Raw genomic sequence first — 18,116 nt, 5'->3', positions numbered from 1 at the left:
GGATGAAAGTGTTACAGCAAGATGCAAATCGCACAACTAACTTTTTCACGGAAGATGAGACATTACACAAACTATTAGAAATGATGCTAGATAAAGAGCTTTTAGACTATGCTAAACGGGAGTTAGAGGACTTTGGCGAGCTTTGTGCAAATGATATTGACGTAAGAGCGAAGCATACGGATAGAGAGGGAGAACCACGGCTGCAGCGTTATAATGCGTATGGCGAGGAAATAGCGCAAATTTGGGTCAATGAAGGCTACAAAAAAACGGTTGAAGAGACATATAACACAGGGATTGTTGGCTATGTGCACAAGGAAATTCCCCAGTTAGGGAAGAAGGGGAATTATGTGTACAGCTTTGCGCAAGGTTATTTATTGTCACATGCAGAGCCTGGCTTCTATTGTCCAGTAACTTTGACGATGGCAACCGCCTATTTACTAGATCATTATGCGAGTGATGAGGTGAAGAATAGGTTTTTACCACATGTTTGTGCAACAGGAGATCGAGAGCTATATGAGGGAGCAACATTTTTAACGGAGCGGCAAGGCGGGTCAGACGTCGGTGCAAATGTTGTAGAGGCTGTTCAAGACGGTAATCACTATCGGTTGTATGGAGAGAAGTACTTTGCATCAAATGTAGGGATGTGTGGTGTGGCGATGGTATTAGCGCGCATCGAGGGAGCTTCAGCAGGTTCCAAAGGGTTAACATTATTTGCTGTACCTTGGCGTCAAGATGATGGAACGGTTAATCATCTCCGCATTCGTCGTTTAAAGGATAAGCTTGGTGTCAGAGCAGTGCCATCGGGTGAGGTGGAATTTGATGGTGCACTAGCGTATGTCGTTGGTGAACAAAATAAAGGAATTTATTATATGTTAGAGGCACTTAACTTATCTAGAATTTGTAACGCTGTAGCTTCTATTGGCATTATGCGTCGAGGTTATTTAGAGGCGAAGCATTATGTATCAAATCGAAATGCGTTCGGGCAGCCTTTAATTCAATTTCCAATGATTCAAGATACAATAGGGAAATATGCGGCCAAGCTCCATGTAGAAGTGGCTACTGTTTTTGATCTTATTCAGTTGTATGACAAGGTAACGAGTGGACAGGGCAGTGAGCAGGACATCATGCTTAATCGTTTGAATATCGCCATCATGAAAAAGGAAACAGCTGAACAGGCGGTGCATTACGCAAGCGAAGCAATTGAATTGCATGGAGGAAACGGCTATATCGAGGATTTTGTAACGCCACGTTTACTTAGAGATGCTCAAGTACTTACGGTGTGGGAAGGGACTGCTAACATTTTAGCGCTAGAGCTTATTCGCTTAGTAGATAAATTTCAGGCCCACGAATTATTTGTTCGTGTGATGCAGGAGCGCTTGACGAAGTTAACAAATTGTTCATTGGTACAAATCGTAAGGGAACAACTGAAGAAAATCGAAACAACATTGCAAACTTTTGGCGCGTTGGATGAAGCTACGAAAACCTACGAGGCAAAGGGAGTAGCCCAAAAAATGGCACATCTATACGAAAGTGTAGTGGCAGTCGAATGGGCAGCAAAGTTTGGCGGCAAGTATGAAAAGCTAGCTGATATTTATTTAGAAGATACATGGGCATTGCGCCAGATCGGTGCACCAATGAAAACTGTTCAATATTTTGCGGATATTGTGTAGAGAATAGTTCGTGTGTCAGGCGCATAAACAATTCTGAATATTCTAATTGCTGAACAAAGAAAGATTCACGTAGACTTCTGTGGGAACGCACACAGTATAAGACGCAGGCAATCCAGATTACGGTGTGCCAGGCACGCAAACAATTAAAGGAATTGTTTGAAGCGGAAAGCACATGCATGCATTGGAAATCAATAATTATAAAAAAGAGACGCTAACTTAAGGTCTCTTTTTTTATCGTTATCTATTTCGATTTTCATGTATAATAAAATCAACTGAATATTATAAAGGTTCTTTACTAAAGTAAAGTGAAAAGGGAAATCGGTGTAATTCCGATGCGGTCCCGCCACTGTAAGTGTGAGTTTTTTCTATCAATGCCACTGAAATTTTTTTGGGAAGGCATGAAAAAGCATTTGAAGCACGAGCCAGGAGACCTGCCTTTATAGAACGATACATTGCAGCCTACGAGGATAGGATGGTGGTTTTTTGTGCAAGCACCGCCTCTCGTTATGATGACGAGGGGATTTTTTATGTTTTAGAAAGCTAATGACGATAATAATTGAAAATAAAGGTGAGAGTTCGAATAATGAAATACCTACATAATATCGATCATGCAACTGAACAGAGCTGAAACATGCACATACAATCTAAGGAGGTTTCACAATGAAAAAATATTGGAAGTTAGGTTTATCCGCATTTTTAGCAATGGGCATTTTAGTTGCTTGTGGACAAGAACCGAAAGACGACAGTACTGCGTCAGAGCAACAGGAGCAGCAAGGAACAAATCAGCTTGAGGAAGCAACATTCCCGCTAACAATGACAGATGCTACTGGCAAAGAAATTGTACTGGAGGCACCGCCTGAGCGAATCATTTCGCTTATTCCAAGTAACACAGAAATTTTATTTGGACTTGGCTTAAACGATAAAATCGTTGGCGTAAATGATTATGATGATTATCCACCAGAGGTAGCTGACAAGGAAAAGGTCGGCAGTATGGAATTTAATATTGAACAAATTATAGCTTTAAAGCCAGATATCGTTTTTGCGCATGAATCAGGTATAGCTTCTTTAGGTGGAGCTAAGGATCAGCTGGAAGCAGCGGGTGTAAAAGTATTTGTTGTAACAAACGCTCGTGATTTTAATGAGACATATACGACGATTGAGCAATTAGGTCGCGCCACTGGTAAGCTACCAGAGGCAGAAAAAATTATTGCCAATATGAAAGTGAAGGTTGAGGAAATAGAAGCAAAATTGCAGGATGTACAACCAAAGAAAGTCTTTGTAGAAACGTCAGATGAACCAGAAATTTATACACCTGGCAAGGATACGTTTATGCAGGAGATGCTAGAAATGATTCATGCTGAAAATATTGCAGCTGATACGGATGGCTGGTTCAAAATTGATGCGGAACAAATCATTACAAAAAATCCAGATGTTATCGTGGTCACTTATAATTATGTGCCCGATATTTTAACGAAAATTCCACAACGTGCAGGCTTTGATACAATTACAGCTGTAAAAAATAAAGCGATTGTACAAGTAGATGAAAATATAACAAGTCGTCAAGGCCCACGTTTAGCAGATGGGCTTGAAGAGTTAGCGAAAGCCATCTATCCTGAGGCTTTCGAGTGAGAAAAACAGCTTTTGCCTATGTAACAGCCATTACGTTACTTATCGTTAGCATCTGGTGTGGCGTATCAATAGGCTCGGTTCATATTCCATTAGAAGTACTTTGGAATAAAGCGGCAGATGAAACTGCTGCCAATATTTTATGGAAAATCCGTTTGCCACGAGTATTACTTGCAGGCCTTGTAGGAGCATCATTGGCAATTGCAGGAGCCGCCTTTCAAGGATTGTTAAAAAATCCGTTAGCAGACCCATATACGCTTGGGGTATCTTCAGGTGCTTCAGTTGGCGCTGTTATGACATTGTTTTTTGGCATCTCTCTACCCGTCGTCGGTTTGTATGTATTGCCAACGCTCAGTATGATCGGGGCAATCCTTACGATGGTAGCTGTGATGAGCTTTGCCAGAATAGTAGACCGTTCTCTAAAAATGGAGACACTAATTTTAACGGGAGTTATATTTAGTTCGTTTTTAGGCTCGCTTATTTCATTAATGATAGCGTTATCAGGTGAAGAGCTCCGCCAAGTGATAGGTTGGTTACTCGGCTCGGTGTCAATGCGTGGATGGCCATATGTACAAATGATTACCCCATTTGTTGTCATTGGCTCTGTTATTTTGTGGACGCAAAGACGTGAGTTAAATGTTTTGCTTTACGGAGAGGAACGAGCGAAGCATTTAGGGGTCAATGTAAAGCGTAGCAAATATTTAATTTTAGTAGGAGGCTCAATGCTTACTGGGGCGGCAGTTGCTGTTTCTGGAACAATTGGTTTTGTCGGTTTAGTTGTGCCGCATATGACCCGCATGATTTGGGGTTCAGATCACCGTCATTTACTGCCGCTATCGTTTTTAAATGGTGCAACATTACTTATCATTTGCGATTTAGTGGCGCGTACAATCATTATTCCACGTGAGCTACCGATAGGTGTTATTACTGCATTTATTGGTGCACCTGTCTTTTCTTATATTTTTTATAAGCAGCGTAGAAGCAAGGGGGTACGTGTATGATTATCGTTGAACATCTATCAGGTGGCTATGAGGACATCCCAATCGTCAAGGATGTAAGTTTTACGGTAGAAAAGGGGAAAGTCCTTGGTATATTAGGACCGAATGGTAGTGGGAAATCAACATTATTGAAAGTAATTAGTGGCATATTACCAGCGACAGCAGGAACGGTTTCATTGGACGGTAAAAATATTAAAACGTACAGTCCGCGCGCGCTGGCAAAAAAGATGGCTGTCCTCCCACAATTACATGCCAATGCATTTTCCAATACAGTGCGTGAGGCAGTATCACTTGGTCGTTACCCACATCAAACTGGATTTTTTTCTCAGTGGTCAGAAAGAGATGAGCAAGCGGTTCAATATGCCATGGAGCAAACGGGCGTCACACGTTACGAACATACATCAATGGAGTTTCTATCAGGCGGTGAGCAACAACGAGTTTTTGTAGCTCAAGCTTTAGCACAGACAGCGGAAGTATTATTGTTAGATGAGCCGACAAATCATTTAGACATTGCTCATCAACGCCAAATTTTAGATATGGTGCGCAAGGAAGCCATTGAATGTGGTTTAACCGTAATTATGGTGTTGCATGATATGAACTTAGCCTCCCTCTATTGCGATGAATTATTATTAATGGAAAGTGGCTGTGTACATGCTTTAGGTGAACCACATAAAGTATTAATAGCCTCTCAAATTGAGGACGTCTACAAGGCAAGAGTGACAACATATGCCCATCCAGAAATACCTAAACCGCAAATTACCATCATGCCATCATCAAGTGAATATCAGCAACGAGCAGTCATTGTGAAAGATGATTTTAAAGTAACAACCAATTATATCCAGCTAAAATCAAATGTTCCGTTAAAAACAGTTTCTTCAGCTGTTCATAATCCTGGAATAGGGTGGTATGACTGCTTATTAAATCGCTCTGTACCAGGAGATTATGTCGTGAGTGATGTGAAACAAGAGGTCACAGATTTTTTACAAAGAGAACACTTTTCGGCAACTAGCACAGTAGTAATGCTAACTGCTGTTCCTACACAACTCTATGCACTTAATGAATATAGCACTTCTTTCGGTAGTGTGTTTGTCGTTGTCACGGCGGGTGTTGGAAATGCTGTTGATGTCTCTCGCACACACGAAAGACAGGATGCGCCATATATTGGTACTATTAATACGTGGGTCATCATCAATGGTTGTTTATCAGAAGAGGCGTTTTTCCAAGCACTGATGACTGCAAATGAAGCAAAAACAAAGGCATTGCAAATGGAAAACATTCGCGATCACCGTAGCGATACAATTGCAACAGGTACTGCGACAGATAGTTTACTTATTGCGGCAACGCAAAAGGGTGAGGAAATGCGCTATGGTGGGCCGATTACAGATGTCGGTAAAATCATTGGTAAAGGTGTTTATGAGACGACGATTCAAGCAATACAAAATTATAAAAATAAAGCATAGGAGTGAAGAGGGATGAAACTTTACACGAAAACAGGCGATACGGGGAAAACAAGCTTAATTGGAGGGCGTGTAGACAAGGATAGTTTACGTGTTGAAACATACGGGGCAATTGATGAATTAAATTCTTTTATCGGCAAGGCAGTGAGCGAATTAGATCGCGAATTATTTAAAGACATTTTAGTTGATTTAGAAACAATTCAACATGAGCTTTTTGATGCAGGTGGTGACTTGGCCAATGTTATGAAGGAGCGTCATTATAAGCTTGCTGAAGCGCCGATTGAAGTATTGGAGGCACGTATTGATGCATTATCTGATGAAGCGCCACCATTAGAGCGATTCATATTACCAGGAGGAGCTCCTGCGGCTGCAACATTACACATTGCGCGAACTGTTGCCCGCCGAGCAGAGCGTCAAATGGTAACGCTTATGAAAGAAGTGCAAGATGTACCGACTATTGTGCAAAAATATTTAAACCGTTTGTCAGATTATTTATTTGCTGCTGCACGTGTTGTGAATGCTCGTTTAAATTTACCTGATATTGAATATATTCGTAGTGGGAAAGTGTTTAAAAAATAAGGCAAGAACAGCGGTAATACGTGTCTAGAGCTAAAGAGCTAGAATAATCTTACTTTTTAAAAAATATTTTAAAATGACCTTTTTACAGAGAACGTTAGTAATTGTACGAAAAAAAGGTAGTTACGATAAAATAAAATACAAGAAAGCTACTTTGAAGGAAAATTCAGGGTAGCTTTTTCTCTTATAAAATGTAAGAATATAAAATTATCAGAAATATTTTTGTTTTATGTTGACTGAATGCTCACTCATTTATTAGAATGTGAATATAGTGGTGGAATGTCATACATTTACGTATGAGCTAGAAAATTTAACACAAAGAGAGAAAATTTACGACAAACTAAAAGGGGGGACCAACCATGAGTCCATTAGTTATTGCAAACATTGTTCTAACAATCGTGGTTGTGCTTTATGCAGTAGGGTTATTTATCTATCTGTTAAAAACACGCTATAAATTCGTACAACTGGGGAAAAAGGTTGAGTTTGATGAAAGTGTCCAAGAACGTATTCGTTATTTAATGGTGAATGTGTTTGGTCAAAATAAGCTATTAAAGGATCCTAAAAGTGGTTTAATTCACGTTATGTTCTTTTACGGCTTCTTGATGGTTCAGTTAGGAGCTATCGATTTAATTTGGAAGGGGTTAGCTCCAGGGTCGCATTTACCACTTGGCATGTTCTATAGCGTATTCACTTTCTTCCAAGAGCTAGTAGTATTAATGATATTAGTTGCGGTAGTATGGGCGTTTTATCGCCGCTATGTAGAAAAACTAGTACGTTTAAAACGAGGCTGGAAAAATGGTCTTGTCTTAATTTTTATTGGAGGCTTAATGCTTTCAACATTACTTGCAAACGGTATGGGCCTTATTTGGCATGATGAAGGTTTAACTTATACTGAGCCCATTGCTTCTAGCATTGCAGCAATTTTTGGCTTTTTACCAGCAACGGCAGCAGCGACGATTTTCTATATTTCTTGGTGGGCCCATTTATTAATTTTACTTACATTTTTAATTTATGTACCTCAATCAAAGCATTTCCACTTGATTGTCAGCCCACTTAATGTGTACATGAATCGTTTAGATCGCACAGGTACATTGACACCAATAGACTTCGAGGCGCTTGAAGAAGCGGGTGAAAATGCTGAAAATGAAGAAGATATCCCATCTATTGGTGTAGGACGTATTCAAGATTTTACACAAAAGCAAATGCTTGATTTATATTCTTGTGTAGAATGTGGGCGTTGTACAAATATGTGTCCTGCAACAGGAACAGGGAAAATGCTATCACCAATGGATTTAATCGTTAAGCTTCGTGATCATTTAACGTTCACAGGTGCGGTGGTAACAAAGCAAAAACCGTGGGTGCCATATCAATTTTTTGCGAATACAAAAGGCAATCAGCTTGCAATGGCAGCAGGTGCTGAAGGGGCAGTAATTGAGGATATTTATAGTCCTTCTTTAATCGGTGACGTTATTACAGAGGAAGAGATTTGGGCATGTACAACTTGCCGTAACTGTGAGGACCAATGTCCAGTTATGAATGAGCATGTCGATAAAATCATTGACCTACGTCGTTACTTAACAATGACGGAAGGGAAAGTAAATTCTGATGCCCAACGTGCAATGACAAACATAGAACGTCAAGGGAATCCTTGGGGTCTAAACCGAAAAGAAAAAGAAAACTGGCGCGACCTAGACCCAACTATTAATATTCCAACTGTGAAAGAATTGAAAAAATCGGGCGAAGAAATGGAGTACCTATTCTGGGTAGGCTCTATGGGTGCATTTGATAATCGTTCACAAAAAATTGCCCTAGCGTTCTGTCGTCTATTAAACGAAGCGGGCGTGAAATTTGCTATTTTAGGAAATAAAGAGAAAAACTCTGGAGATACACCACGTCGTTTAGGAAATGAGTTTTTATTCCAAGAACTAGCGACAGCAAATATCGATGAATTTGAGAAAAATGATGTGAAGAAAATTGTAACGATTGATCCACATGCATACAATATCTTTAAAAATGAATATCAAGATTTTGGTTGGAAAGGCGAGGTTTATCATCATACTGAATTACTGAATGAATTGATAGAGGAAAATCGTTTAGTACTAAATCATGAAGTGGATGAAACAATTGTATTCCACGATTCTTGTTATTTAGGTCGTTATAATGATGTGTATGATGCACCACGTGAAATTTTACGAGGCATTCCAGGCGTCAAACTTGTAGAAATGGAACGTAATCGTGAAACGGCAATGTGCTGTGGCGCAGGCGGTGGCTTAATGTGGATGGAAGAGCATGTCGGCAATCGCATTAACGTTGCACGAACAGAGCAAGCTTTAGCAACGAACGCTTCTGTAATATCTTCAGGATGTCCGTACTGCTTAACGATGTTAGAAGATGGCACGAAAGCGAAAGAGGTTGAAGATACAATTAGTACGTTCGACGTTGCGGAATTATTAGAGCGCTCTGTGTTTGGTGAAAAAGTAAAAGCTGTTACAGAGAGTGACGAAGAAGTAACAGCAGAGGTGCTAGAAGAAGTAGTAGCTTCAGTGGAAACTCAGGAACCAAACAAGAATGAGGAGTTAAACGCAGAGAAATAATAATTATTGTAGAAATATTTTCTTTATCTGAAAAATATAAATTGCACAATAATTAATTGTTTTGTAGAATAAGATTAATTAGAAATGGGAGTTGCTTAATAACTCCCATTTTTTTATCGGGAAGAGTCGAGCGAGCGTTCAGTCAATGGAGATTGCTTTGATGCTTCATCGAGAAACGTAAAACAAAAGGGGTGTTTTACTTGAATAGAGCTGTAATTTTAGCAGGAGCAAGAACTGCATTTGGTAAATTTGCTGGATCACTGTCCGCACTTAACGCAAGTGATTTAGGTGCCATCGCCATTAAAGGTGCACTTGAAAAAGCAAATATAGCACCAGATGCAGTGGATGAAGTGATTTTAGGTACTGTTTTACAAGGTGGGCAAGGACAAATACCGTCAAGACAGGCTGCTCTAAAAGCAGATTTGCCTGTAGCGGTCAAAACAGAGACGATTAATAAAGTTTGTGCGTCGGGGATGCGCGCTGTAACGTTAGCCGATCAGCTAATTCGTTTAGGGGACGAGGAAGTGATTGTCGCTGGCGGTATGGAGTCTATGTCAAACGCACCTTACTATCTTCTTAATGGTCGAACGGGTCTCCGTATGGGCGATTCAACAATGGTCGATGGAATGCTTTATGACGGGTTAACTTGTGCCTTCAATGAGGCAAGACCACCAATGGGAAGCTATGGCAATAAAGCTGCAATTGAATTTTCGCTAAGTCGTCAAGAACAGGACGCTTGGGCTGTTCGCAGTCATGAACGCGCCCTTGCGGCAATCGACCAAGGCTATTTTGCTGAGGAAATTGTGCCTGTGCAAATCGCACAACGTAAAGGTGAGCCACTTGTAGTAGATACTGATGAAGCACCAAGACCAGGAACTACACAGGAAGTACTTGCTAAGCTTAAACCAGCTTTTGAAAAGGATGGTTCAATTACAGCTGGTAATGCTCCTGGCGTCAATGATGGGGCATGTGCACTTGTTGTAATGAGTGAAGAACGTGCAATGCGTGAAGGTAGGGAACCACTTGCCGTAATTATTGGGCATGCGGAAATTTCAATTGAGCCAGAAAATTTCCCACAAACACCAGGTCTCGTTATGAATAGCCTGCTAAAAAAGACGGGGAAAACATTAGCTGACATAGATGTCATTGAAATCAATGAAGCATTTGCAGCAGTGGCTCTTATTAGCAAACAGCTTGCCGACCTAGATGCAGAAAAAGTGAATGTTAATGGTGGTGCTGTAGCACTTGGCCATCCTATAGGGGCTTCTGGTGCACGCATTATATTAACACTAGCACATGAGCTAAAGCGTCGTGGTGGGGGAATCGGTGTTGCGGCAATCTGCTCTGGTGGAGGGCAAGGCGATGCAATCATGATTGAAGTACCAAAACAAAGGGGACATGAATGATGGGAATCCAGAAGGTAATGGTGATTGGTGCTGGGCAAATGGGCTCAGGGATTGCACAAGTTTGTGCACAGGCAGGCTTTGATGTGTTATTGAATGATATTAAACAACCGTTCTTTGAGCGTGGTTTAGGCGTTATTACAAAAAACTTAACGCGTGATGTCGAAAAAGGCCGTAAAACAGAAGATGAAAAAACAGCGATTTTAGGCCGTATCAAGATGTCACTAGATTTAAAGGATGCTAGTGATGTAGATATGATTATCGAGGCAGCAGTGGAAAATATGGAAGTAAAGCAATCTATTTTCAAGCAATTAGATGCAATTGCACCTGCACATGCCATTCTTGCGACAAATACATCATCACTGCCAATTACAGAAATTGCAGCGGTTACTAACAGACCAGAGCAAGTAATTGGCATGCACTTTATGAACCCAGTGCCTGTTATGAAACTTGTCGAAATTATTAGAGGTTTAGCTACCGCTGACGAAGTGTACAAAGCTGTCGAAGCAATGACTGTGCAGCTGGCGAAAACACCAGTGGAAGTAAATGACTTCCCAGGCTTTATTGCAAACCGTATTTTACTGCCAATGATCAATGAAGCAATCTATGCATTGTATGAAGGGGTTGCAACGAAAGAAGCCATCGATGATGTGATGAAACTAGGCATGAATCATCCGATGGGACCTTTAACATTAGCAGACTTTATCGGTTTAGATACATGTTTATCAATTATGGAAATTTTACATGAAGGCTTAGGCGATAGTAAGTATAGACCTTGCCCTTTATTAAGGAAATATGTAGCAGCAGGCTGGCTTGGTAAAAAATCAGGAAGAGGCTTTTACGTTTACGAATAATCCTATGGGGATGGGAAGATTCGGATAAATTACACCTCGGCGTCATGCTGAGGACTATAGCTTGATTCAGCGATGAATGCTAAAGCAAATTAAAATGTAATGCTACGTGACAGCATAGAGGGGTGACATTATAGATGCATTTACAATTTACAGATGAGCAGTTAATGATGCGTGATATGGTGCGAAGTTTCTCACAAGAGAAGATTGCACCGTGGGTAGAGCGTATGGAGGCAGGAGAGTTTCCGCGAGAACTCCTGCAACAGATGGGTGAGCTAGGTTTAATGGGGATTACAACACCAGAAGAACATGGTGGCTCTGCAATGGATTTTACATCATACATCATCGCTATCAATGAATTATCGAAAGTGAGTGCGGTAATGGGTGTTATATTATCCGTACATACTTCAGTAGGGACGAATCCTATTATTTATTTTGGTAATGATGAGCAGAAAAAGCGCTATGTTCCGAAGTTAGCAGCTGGTGAATATTTAGGCGCATTTTGTTTAACGGAGCCAGGCGCGGGTTCCGATGCAGGCTCACTTCAATCTAAAGCAGTGCGTGATGGTGATGATTATGTTATTAACGGCTCAAAAGTATTTATTACCAATGGAGGCGAAGCGGATGTTTATATCGTTTTTGCCTCAACCAATCAAGCTGAAAAAACACGTGGTATCTCAGCATTCATTGTTGAAAAAGGTACGCCAGGCTTAATTATTGGTAAGGATGAACATAAAATGGGCCTACATGGTTCACGTACAGTCCAATTAACATTTGATAACTGTCGAATACCAGCTGGAAACCTTCTTGGGGAGGAAGGGGAAGGCTTCAAAATAGCAATGGCTAATTTGGATGTTGGACGGATAGGAATCGCGGCACAAGCTTTAGGTATTGCGGAAGCGGCGCTTGAAGCGGCAACCAACTATGCCAAAGAGCGTGTGCAATTTGGTAAACCGATTTCAGCACAACAAGGAGTTGGCTTTAAGCTTGCCGATATGGCGACTGCTGTTGAAGCGGCAAAACTGCTTGTGTATCGAGCAGCTGATTTACGTGCGAAAGGTTTACCTTGTGGAGCAGAAGCGTCGATGGCTAAGCTCTTCGCTTCACGCACAGCCGTACAAACAGCGATTGAAGCTGTACAAATTTTTGGAGGCTACGGTTATACCGAGGATTATCCAGTAGAACGTTATTTCCGTGATGCCAAAGTAACGGAAATTTATGAAGGTACAAGTGAAATACAAAAACTCGTTATTAGTAAACATTTAATTTAATAGATTTAGCACCATTGTAAAGAGTATGTTAAATGCTCACACATCCGCAAGGAATCCAATGATGTCTTAGATGAAATTCATTAAAATTAAAGGGGAAATGGACAATGAACTTTCAATTAACAGAAGAACATGAACAATTACGTGAAATGATTCGCGACTTTGCTTTAAATGAGGTAGCACCAACAGCAGCGGAACGCGATGAAAATGAGGAATTTGATCGTGCGATTTTCGACAAAATGGCTGAGTTAGGCTTAACAGGGATTCCATGGCCTGAAGAATACGGTGGTGCAGGTTTTGACTATCTTGCCTATGTGATAGCTGTTGAAGAATTATCGCGTGTGTGTGCTTCTACAGGCGTAACATTATCTGCGCATACATCTCTTGCTGGTTGGCCACTATTTAAATTTGGTAATGAAGAACAAAAACAAAAATATCTTCGACCAATGGCAGAGGGCAAGCATATCGGTGCTTATGGCTTAACAGAGCCAGGATCTGGATCGGATGCAGGCGGTATGAAAACTTATGCAAAACGTGATGGCGATGATTATATTATAAATGGCTCAAAGATTTTTATTACAAATGGTGGAGTAGCAGATACATATATCGTATTTGCCGTAACGGATCCAGAAGCGAAAAACGGTACTTCTGCTTTTATCGTGGAAGCGGGCTTTGAAGGCTTCTCTGTTGGGAAGAAGGAGAAAAAACTAGGAATTCGTTCATCACCAACGACAGAAATTATTTTCGATAATTGCCGTGTACCAAAAGAAAACCTACTTGGGGCTGAAGGAGAAGGTTTTAAAATTGCAATGACAACACTTGATGGTGGACGTAACGGTATTGCGGCACAAGCGGTGGGAATTGCACAAGGTGCATTAGATGCTGCGGTTGACTATGCAAAAGAGCGTGTACAATTCGGTAAGCCAATTACAGCAAACCAAGGTGTTTCCTTTAAATTAGCTGATATGGCAACACAAATTGAAGCATCTCGTCTTCTTACATACCAAGCTGCTTGGTTAGAGACGAATGGTCTTCCATATGGTAAAGCATCGGCAATGGCTAAGTTAATGGCTGGTGATACAGCAATGAGCGTCACAACGGAGGCGGTTCAAGTCTTTGGTGGTTATGGTTATACGAAAGATTATCCAGTAGAACGTTATATGCGTGATGCAAAAATTACACAAATTTACGAAGGTACACAAGAGATTCAACGTCTTGTTATCTCACGTATGTTGACGAAATAATTTATGACAGAAAAAAACAAAAGGCCCCAAGTCCAGTCAACCGTGAAAGACGAAAATCTCATTGCCATCCGCCGAGAACAAATGATTCAAGGTGCTATTAAGCTATTTAAAGAAAAAGGCTTTCATCGAGCGACAACAAGAGAGATTGCAAAAGCAGCAGGTTTTAGTATTGGTACATTATATGAATATATTCGTACGAAGGAAGATGTACTATACCTTGTTTGTGATAGCATCTACCACCATGCGATGGAGCGACTATCAAGCTATGAAATAAAAGCAGGTACGATAGAAGAGTTAAAAGAAATGATTCGTGAGTATTTCTTACAAATTGATAGCATGGTCGATGAATTAACAATTATGTATCAAGAAACGAAATCATTGTCCAAAGAAGCACAGCGCTATGTTTTCGGTAAAGAGTTTGAGATGGTTGCCACTTTTGAGAGGCTGTTGCAACGCTGTGTGCAGTCAGGAGAACTAACGATGACTGATAAGCAAATTCATTTGGCAGCAAATAATTTAGTTGTTCAAGGACAAAGCTGGGCGTTCCGTAAATGGGCGCTGCATCGTCAACATTCACTCGACGAGTATATCGAAATGCAAACAACATTGTTCATTTCAGGCATTAAGGGGTTTTAATAAGTTCCAAAGGGGTTCGTCGGTAATTGCATAATGCGACATTGCAATTACCGATTTTTTTCATGATTTTGTATGGCAGAGAGCTCATAATAGCTGAAAAATTACGAACACAAGTGAAGCGGAAGCAGCTCGTTGCTTGCCTGCGGAAAATGTTCGTATCAAGCGAATTAGCTTCAAACATCAATGAAAAGATTTACTAAGGGGAGAAAGTGGGGGTTTCATATGACAAAGGTAGAAGTGTATCGTCCAAAAAATCACGTACGTTTTGTAACAGCATCTAGTCTTTTTGATGGACATGATGCTTCGGTCAATATTATGCGACGTATTTTACAATCAAGTGGTGTGGAAGTTATCCATCTAGGCCATAATCGCTCTGTAGAAGAAGTCGTTAATGCTGCGATTCAAGAAGACGCTCAAGGTATTGCGTTATCTTCTTATCAAGGTGGCCATATGGAATACTTTAAATATATGTTTGATTTATTGCGCGAAAAAGGGGCACCGCATATTAAAATATACGGCGGTGGTGGTGGTGTTATTTTGCCACGTGAAATTAAGGAATTACATGCTTATGGCATTGCGGGCATTTTCTCGCCTGAAGATGGCCGTGTTTTAGGGCTGCAAGGCATGATTAATGAGCAAATTAAAGGCACTGATTTCCCAACTGCAACAGGTGACTATCTAGAAAAGTTGAATGCTTTAACGACAGAGACACCAGAATTATTGGCGAACTTAATAACTGCAGCTGAATCGAATGATGATGAAGATACGAAAAAAATGTTAGAGGAAGCACGCAAACGTTCAAAAGGTACACCAATTTTAGGTATTACAGGGACAGGAGGCGCTGGTAAATCTTCTTTAACAGACGAGCTTATTCGTCGTTTCTTAAAAGAATTCCCAGAAAAACGTGTAGCAATTTTATCGGTCGATCCAACAAAGCAAAAAACAGGTGGAGCATTACTAGGAGATCGTATTCGAATGAATGCCATTTTCAACAACCGAGTTTATATGCGAAGTTTGGCGACGCGTGGTTCTCGTACAGAGCTCTCCGCTTCTATTGGTGATGTGTTAGATGTCGTGCGCGTAGCTGGTTATGATTTAATCATCGTAGAAACAAGCGGAATTGGTCAAGGGGATGCAGAAATTACAAATTTCACAGACTTGTCCATGTATGTTATGACAAGTGAATTTGGTGCACCGACACAGCTTGAGAAAATCGATATGATTGATTTTGCAGATGTTATTGCCATTAATAAGTTCGAACGAAAGGGCTCAGAAGATGCGCTACGTCAGGTGCAAAAGCAATACCAACGTTCACGCGAGCTTTGGGATGAACCAATTGATAAAATGCCTGTTTACGGGACGATAGCTAGTCAATTTAATGATAAAGGAACGAATGCTTTATTTGCTGCATTAGTTCATATTATTAACCAAAAAACAGGTAGCAATTGGGAAACAGGCTATGAGCAATTTGCTAAAACGCAAAAACAGGATGTTATTATTCCGAATGATCGCCGTTACTATTTACGTGAAATAACAGATACAGTGCGTGGCTATCATAAAAAAACAGAACAACAAGTTTCCTTTGCCCGTCGTCTATTCCAACTAGAGGGTGCAATCGCAGCAGTGAAAGAAAAGGCACCAGATGATGCACTTGTCGCATCGCTTACATCTTTAGCGAATGGTGTCCGTGATGAATTAACAGCGGAGTCTAAGCGTATTTTAGATAATTGGCAAGCCTTAAAAGAAGCGTATGCTGGTGATGAATTTGTAACGAAGGTGCGCGATAAGGAAATTCGTACAATTTTAAAAACAACGAGTCTTTCAGGGACAAAAATACCGAAAGTAGTCCTACCGAAGTTTGTTGATTATGGAGAAATTTTACGCTGGGTGTATCGTGAAAATGTACCAGGTGAATTCCCGTATACTGCAGGCGTGTTCCAGTTTAAACGTGAAGGTGAAGATCCGAAGCGACAATTTGCTGGCGAGGGTACACCAGAAAGAACAAATAAACGTTTCCATTATTTATCGAAAGACGATGATGCTAAGCGTTTATCAACTGCATTTGACTCGGTTACGTTGTACGGTGAGGACCCTGATTACCGTCCAGATATTTATGGGAAAGTTGGAGAATCAGGTGTTTCGATTTGTACACTTGAAGATATGAAGAAGCTCTATGCTGGTTTTGATCTTTGTGCTCCTTCTACTTCTGTATCTATGACCATTAATGGACCTGCGCCAATAATTTTAGCGATGTTTATGAACACAGCGATCGATCAGCAAGTAAAGTTGCGTGAAGCGGAGCTTGGTAGGCCTTTGACAGTCGAAGAATTTACAGAGACGCGCGCGAAAACATTACAAGTTGTACGTGGTACGGTGCAGGCAGATATTTTAAAAGAAGATCAAGGGCAAAATACATGTATTTTCTCTACGGAATTTGCTCTCAGAATGATGGGCGATATTCAGCAGTATTTTATCGACAAAAAAGTGCGTAACTACTATTCTGTTTCCATTTCGGGCTATCATATTGCGGAAGCTGGAGCTAATCCAATTTCCCAGCTAGCGTTTACACTCGCAAATGGCTTTACGTATGTTGAATACTATTTAAGTCGTGGTATGAATATAGATGATTTCGCACCAAATCTATCATTCTTCTTCTCCAACGGATTAGATCCTGAATATACAGTAATAGGTCGTGTGGCCCGACGTATTTGGGCAGTTGTCATGCGCAATAAATACGGTGCAAATGAACGTGCACAAAAGCTAAAATATCATATTCAAACATCTGGTCGTAGCTTGCATGCACAAGAAATTGACTTTAATGATATTCGCACAACATTACAGGCACTTATGGCATTGCAGGATAACTGTAATTCATTGCATACAAATGCATATGATGAAGCAATTACTACGCCTACAGAGGAATCTGTACGTCGAGCTATGGCAATTCAAATGATTATTACAAAAGAGCATGGTTTAGCGAAAAATGAAAACCCATTACAAGGGGCATTTATCGTTGAAGAATTAACAGATTTAGTAGAGGAAGCTGTGCTTGAAGAGTTTGATCGTATTAATGATCGCGGTGGCGTGCTAGGCGCGATGGAAACACAATATCAACGTGGGAAAATTCAAGAAGAATCGATGCATTATGAAATGTTAAAGCATTCGGGAGAATTACCAATCATCGGTGTAAATACGTACTTAAATCCGAATCCGCCTACAGATGATGCAATCGATAACATGGAAATTGCACGTGCATCTTCAGAAGAAAAAGAAACGCAAATTCGTAATTTACAATCGTTCTGGCAACAACATGAAGGACGAACAGAAGCAGCTATTGCTCGCCTACAAGAGGTAGCTGTAAACAATGGGAATATTTTCGAAGAACTAATGGAAACTGTTAAAGTAGCGAGTTTAGGACAAATAACAAAGGCTTTATATGAAGTTGGTGGGCAGTTCCGTCGCAACATGTAAAACAATCGGTGCTAATTTGCTAATTTGTGGAATGTAAATGCTAGTAAATCCGACATGCTGCTGTATTTAAAAGTGTCTAGTCATACGATTAGGCACTTCTTTTCATTTTCGCTATAATAGAAATGTAAAAAAGAGGGGGCGCAGTAGAGGATGAAATCAATAATTCACTACATTATTGTTTTAGCTTTAGTATTGGGAGTAATTTTCCTGTATAATAAGCAAATTGGCGCTATTCCTTTATTGTTATTATCGATTTATTTATTTTTTCTAGGGATAAAAAAAATGTGTAATATAAAAAACAGTAATTGAAGCTAGCAAAGAG

13 protein-coding genes and 1 riboswitch are annotated in these 18,116 nt (G+C 40.4%); all 13 genes read left to right on the top strand.

Annotated elements, in window-relative coordinates:
- Nucleotides 1-2: 2 nt before the first annotated feature.
- The 13 genes from JNUCC52_RS11135 to icmF all read left to right on the top strand — a co-directional run bounded on the left by JNUCC52_RS11135 (nt 3) and on the right by icmF (nt 17,794).
- The gene (locus JNUCC52_RS11135) at nt 3-1,670 is read left to right on the top strand and encodes an acyl-CoA dehydrogenase family protein (protein ID WP_337982112.1); all 1,668 of its coding nucleotides are present in this window, start codon (nt 3-5) and stop codon (nt 1,668-1,670) included.
- Nucleotides 1,671-1,938: 268 nt separating this feature from the next.
- Nucleotides 1,939-2,123: riboswitch (cobalamin riboswitch) on the top strand.
- Nucleotides 2,124-2,330: 207 nt separating this feature from the next.
- Nucleotides 2,331-3,299: an ABC transporter substrate-binding protein gene (locus JNUCC52_RS11130; protein ID WP_337982111.1), complete on the top strand. Its 969-nt coding sequence runs from the start codon at nt 2,331-2,333 to the stop codon at nt 3,297-3,299.
- A complete protein-coding gene (locus JNUCC52_RS11125; protein ID WP_337982110.1) occupies nt 3,296-4,297 on the top strand; it encodes a FecCD family ABC transporter permease in 1,002 nt (333 codons plus the stop codon). The genes JNUCC52_RS11130 and JNUCC52_RS11125 overlap by 4 nt, the downstream gene beginning before the upstream one ends.
- Nucleotides 4,294-5,754: an adenosylcobinamide amidohydrolase gene (locus JNUCC52_RS11120; RefSeq protein WP_337982109.1), complete on the top strand. Its 1,461-nt coding sequence runs from the start codon at nt 4,294-4,296 to the stop codon at nt 5,752-5,754. The genes JNUCC52_RS11125 and JNUCC52_RS11120 overlap by 4 nt, the downstream gene beginning before the upstream one ends.
- 12 nt (nt 5,755-5,766) lie before the next feature.
- The gene (locus JNUCC52_RS11115) at nt 5,767-6,330 is read left to right on the top strand and encodes a cob(I)yrinic acid a,c-diamide adenosyltransferase (RefSeq protein ID WP_139860146.1); all 564 of its coding nucleotides are present in this window, start codon (nt 5,767-5,769) and stop codon (nt 6,328-6,330) included.
- Between the two features lie 356 nt (nt 6,331-6,686).
- Entirely contained in the window at nt 6,687-8,921 is a 2,235-nt protein-coding gene (locus JNUCC52_RS11110; RefSeq protein WP_173478642.1) for a (Fe-S)-binding protein, read from the top strand.
- Between the two features lie 200 nt (nt 8,922-9,121).
- Nucleotides 9,122-10,327 (top strand): acetyl-CoA C-acetyltransferase, encoded by a 1,206-nt coding sequence (locus tag JNUCC52_RS11105; protein ID WP_337982108.1) that lies wholly within the window; start codon nt 9,122-9,124, stop codon nt 10,325-10,327.
- Nucleotides 10,327-11,178, top strand: a complete 852-nt coding sequence (locus JNUCC52_RS11100; protein ID WP_173478640.1) for a 3-hydroxybutyryl-CoA dehydrogenase — start codon at nt 10,327-10,329, stop codon at nt 11,176-11,178. The genes JNUCC52_RS11105 and JNUCC52_RS11100 overlap by 1 nt, the downstream gene beginning before the upstream one ends.
- Nucleotides 11,179-11,312: 134 nt before the next feature.
- Nucleotides 11,313-12,446, top strand: coding sequence for an acyl-CoA dehydrogenase (locus tag JNUCC52_RS11095; RefSeq protein WP_173478639.1), 1,134 nt, complete (start codon nt 11,313-11,315; stop codon nt 12,444-12,446).
- 104 nt (nt 12,447-12,550) lie between these two features.
- On the top strand, nt 12,551-13,687 hold the full coding sequence (locus JNUCC52_RS11090) for an acyl-CoA dehydrogenase (RefSeq protein ID WP_173478638.1): 1,137 nt from the start codon (nt 12,551-12,553) through the stop codon (nt 13,685-13,687).
- Between the two features lie 3 nt (nt 13,688-13,690).
- Nucleotides 13,691-14,323, top strand: coding sequence for a TetR/AcrR family transcriptional regulator (locus JNUCC52_RS11085; RefSeq protein WP_173478637.1), 633 nt, complete (start codon nt 13,691-13,693; stop codon nt 14,321-14,323).
- A 26-nt stretch (nt 14,324-14,349) separates the two neighbouring features.
- Nucleotides 14,350-14,523, top strand: coding sequence for a hypothetical protein (locus JNUCC52_RS11080; RefSeq protein ID WP_337982107.1), 174 nt, complete (start codon nt 14,350-14,352; stop codon nt 14,521-14,523).
- 22 nt (nt 14,524-14,545) lie between these two features.
- A complete protein-coding gene (icmF, locus tag JNUCC52_RS11075; protein ID WP_173478636.1) occupies nt 14,546-17,794 on the top strand; it encodes a fused isobutyryl-CoA mutase/GTPase IcmF in 3,249 nt (1,082 codons plus the stop codon).
- Nucleotides 17,795-18,116: the final 322 nt, after the last annotated feature.

Origin of the sequence: Lysinibacillus sp. JNUCC-52 (assembly GCF_015999545.1) — a bacterium.
Taxonomy (GTDB): domain Bacteria; phylum Bacillota; class Bacilli; order Bacillales_A; family Planococcaceae; genus Lysinibacillus.
The sequence above is the reverse complement of the archived record's forward strand: the minus strand, read 5'-3'. Positions and strand labels throughout refer to the sequence as shown.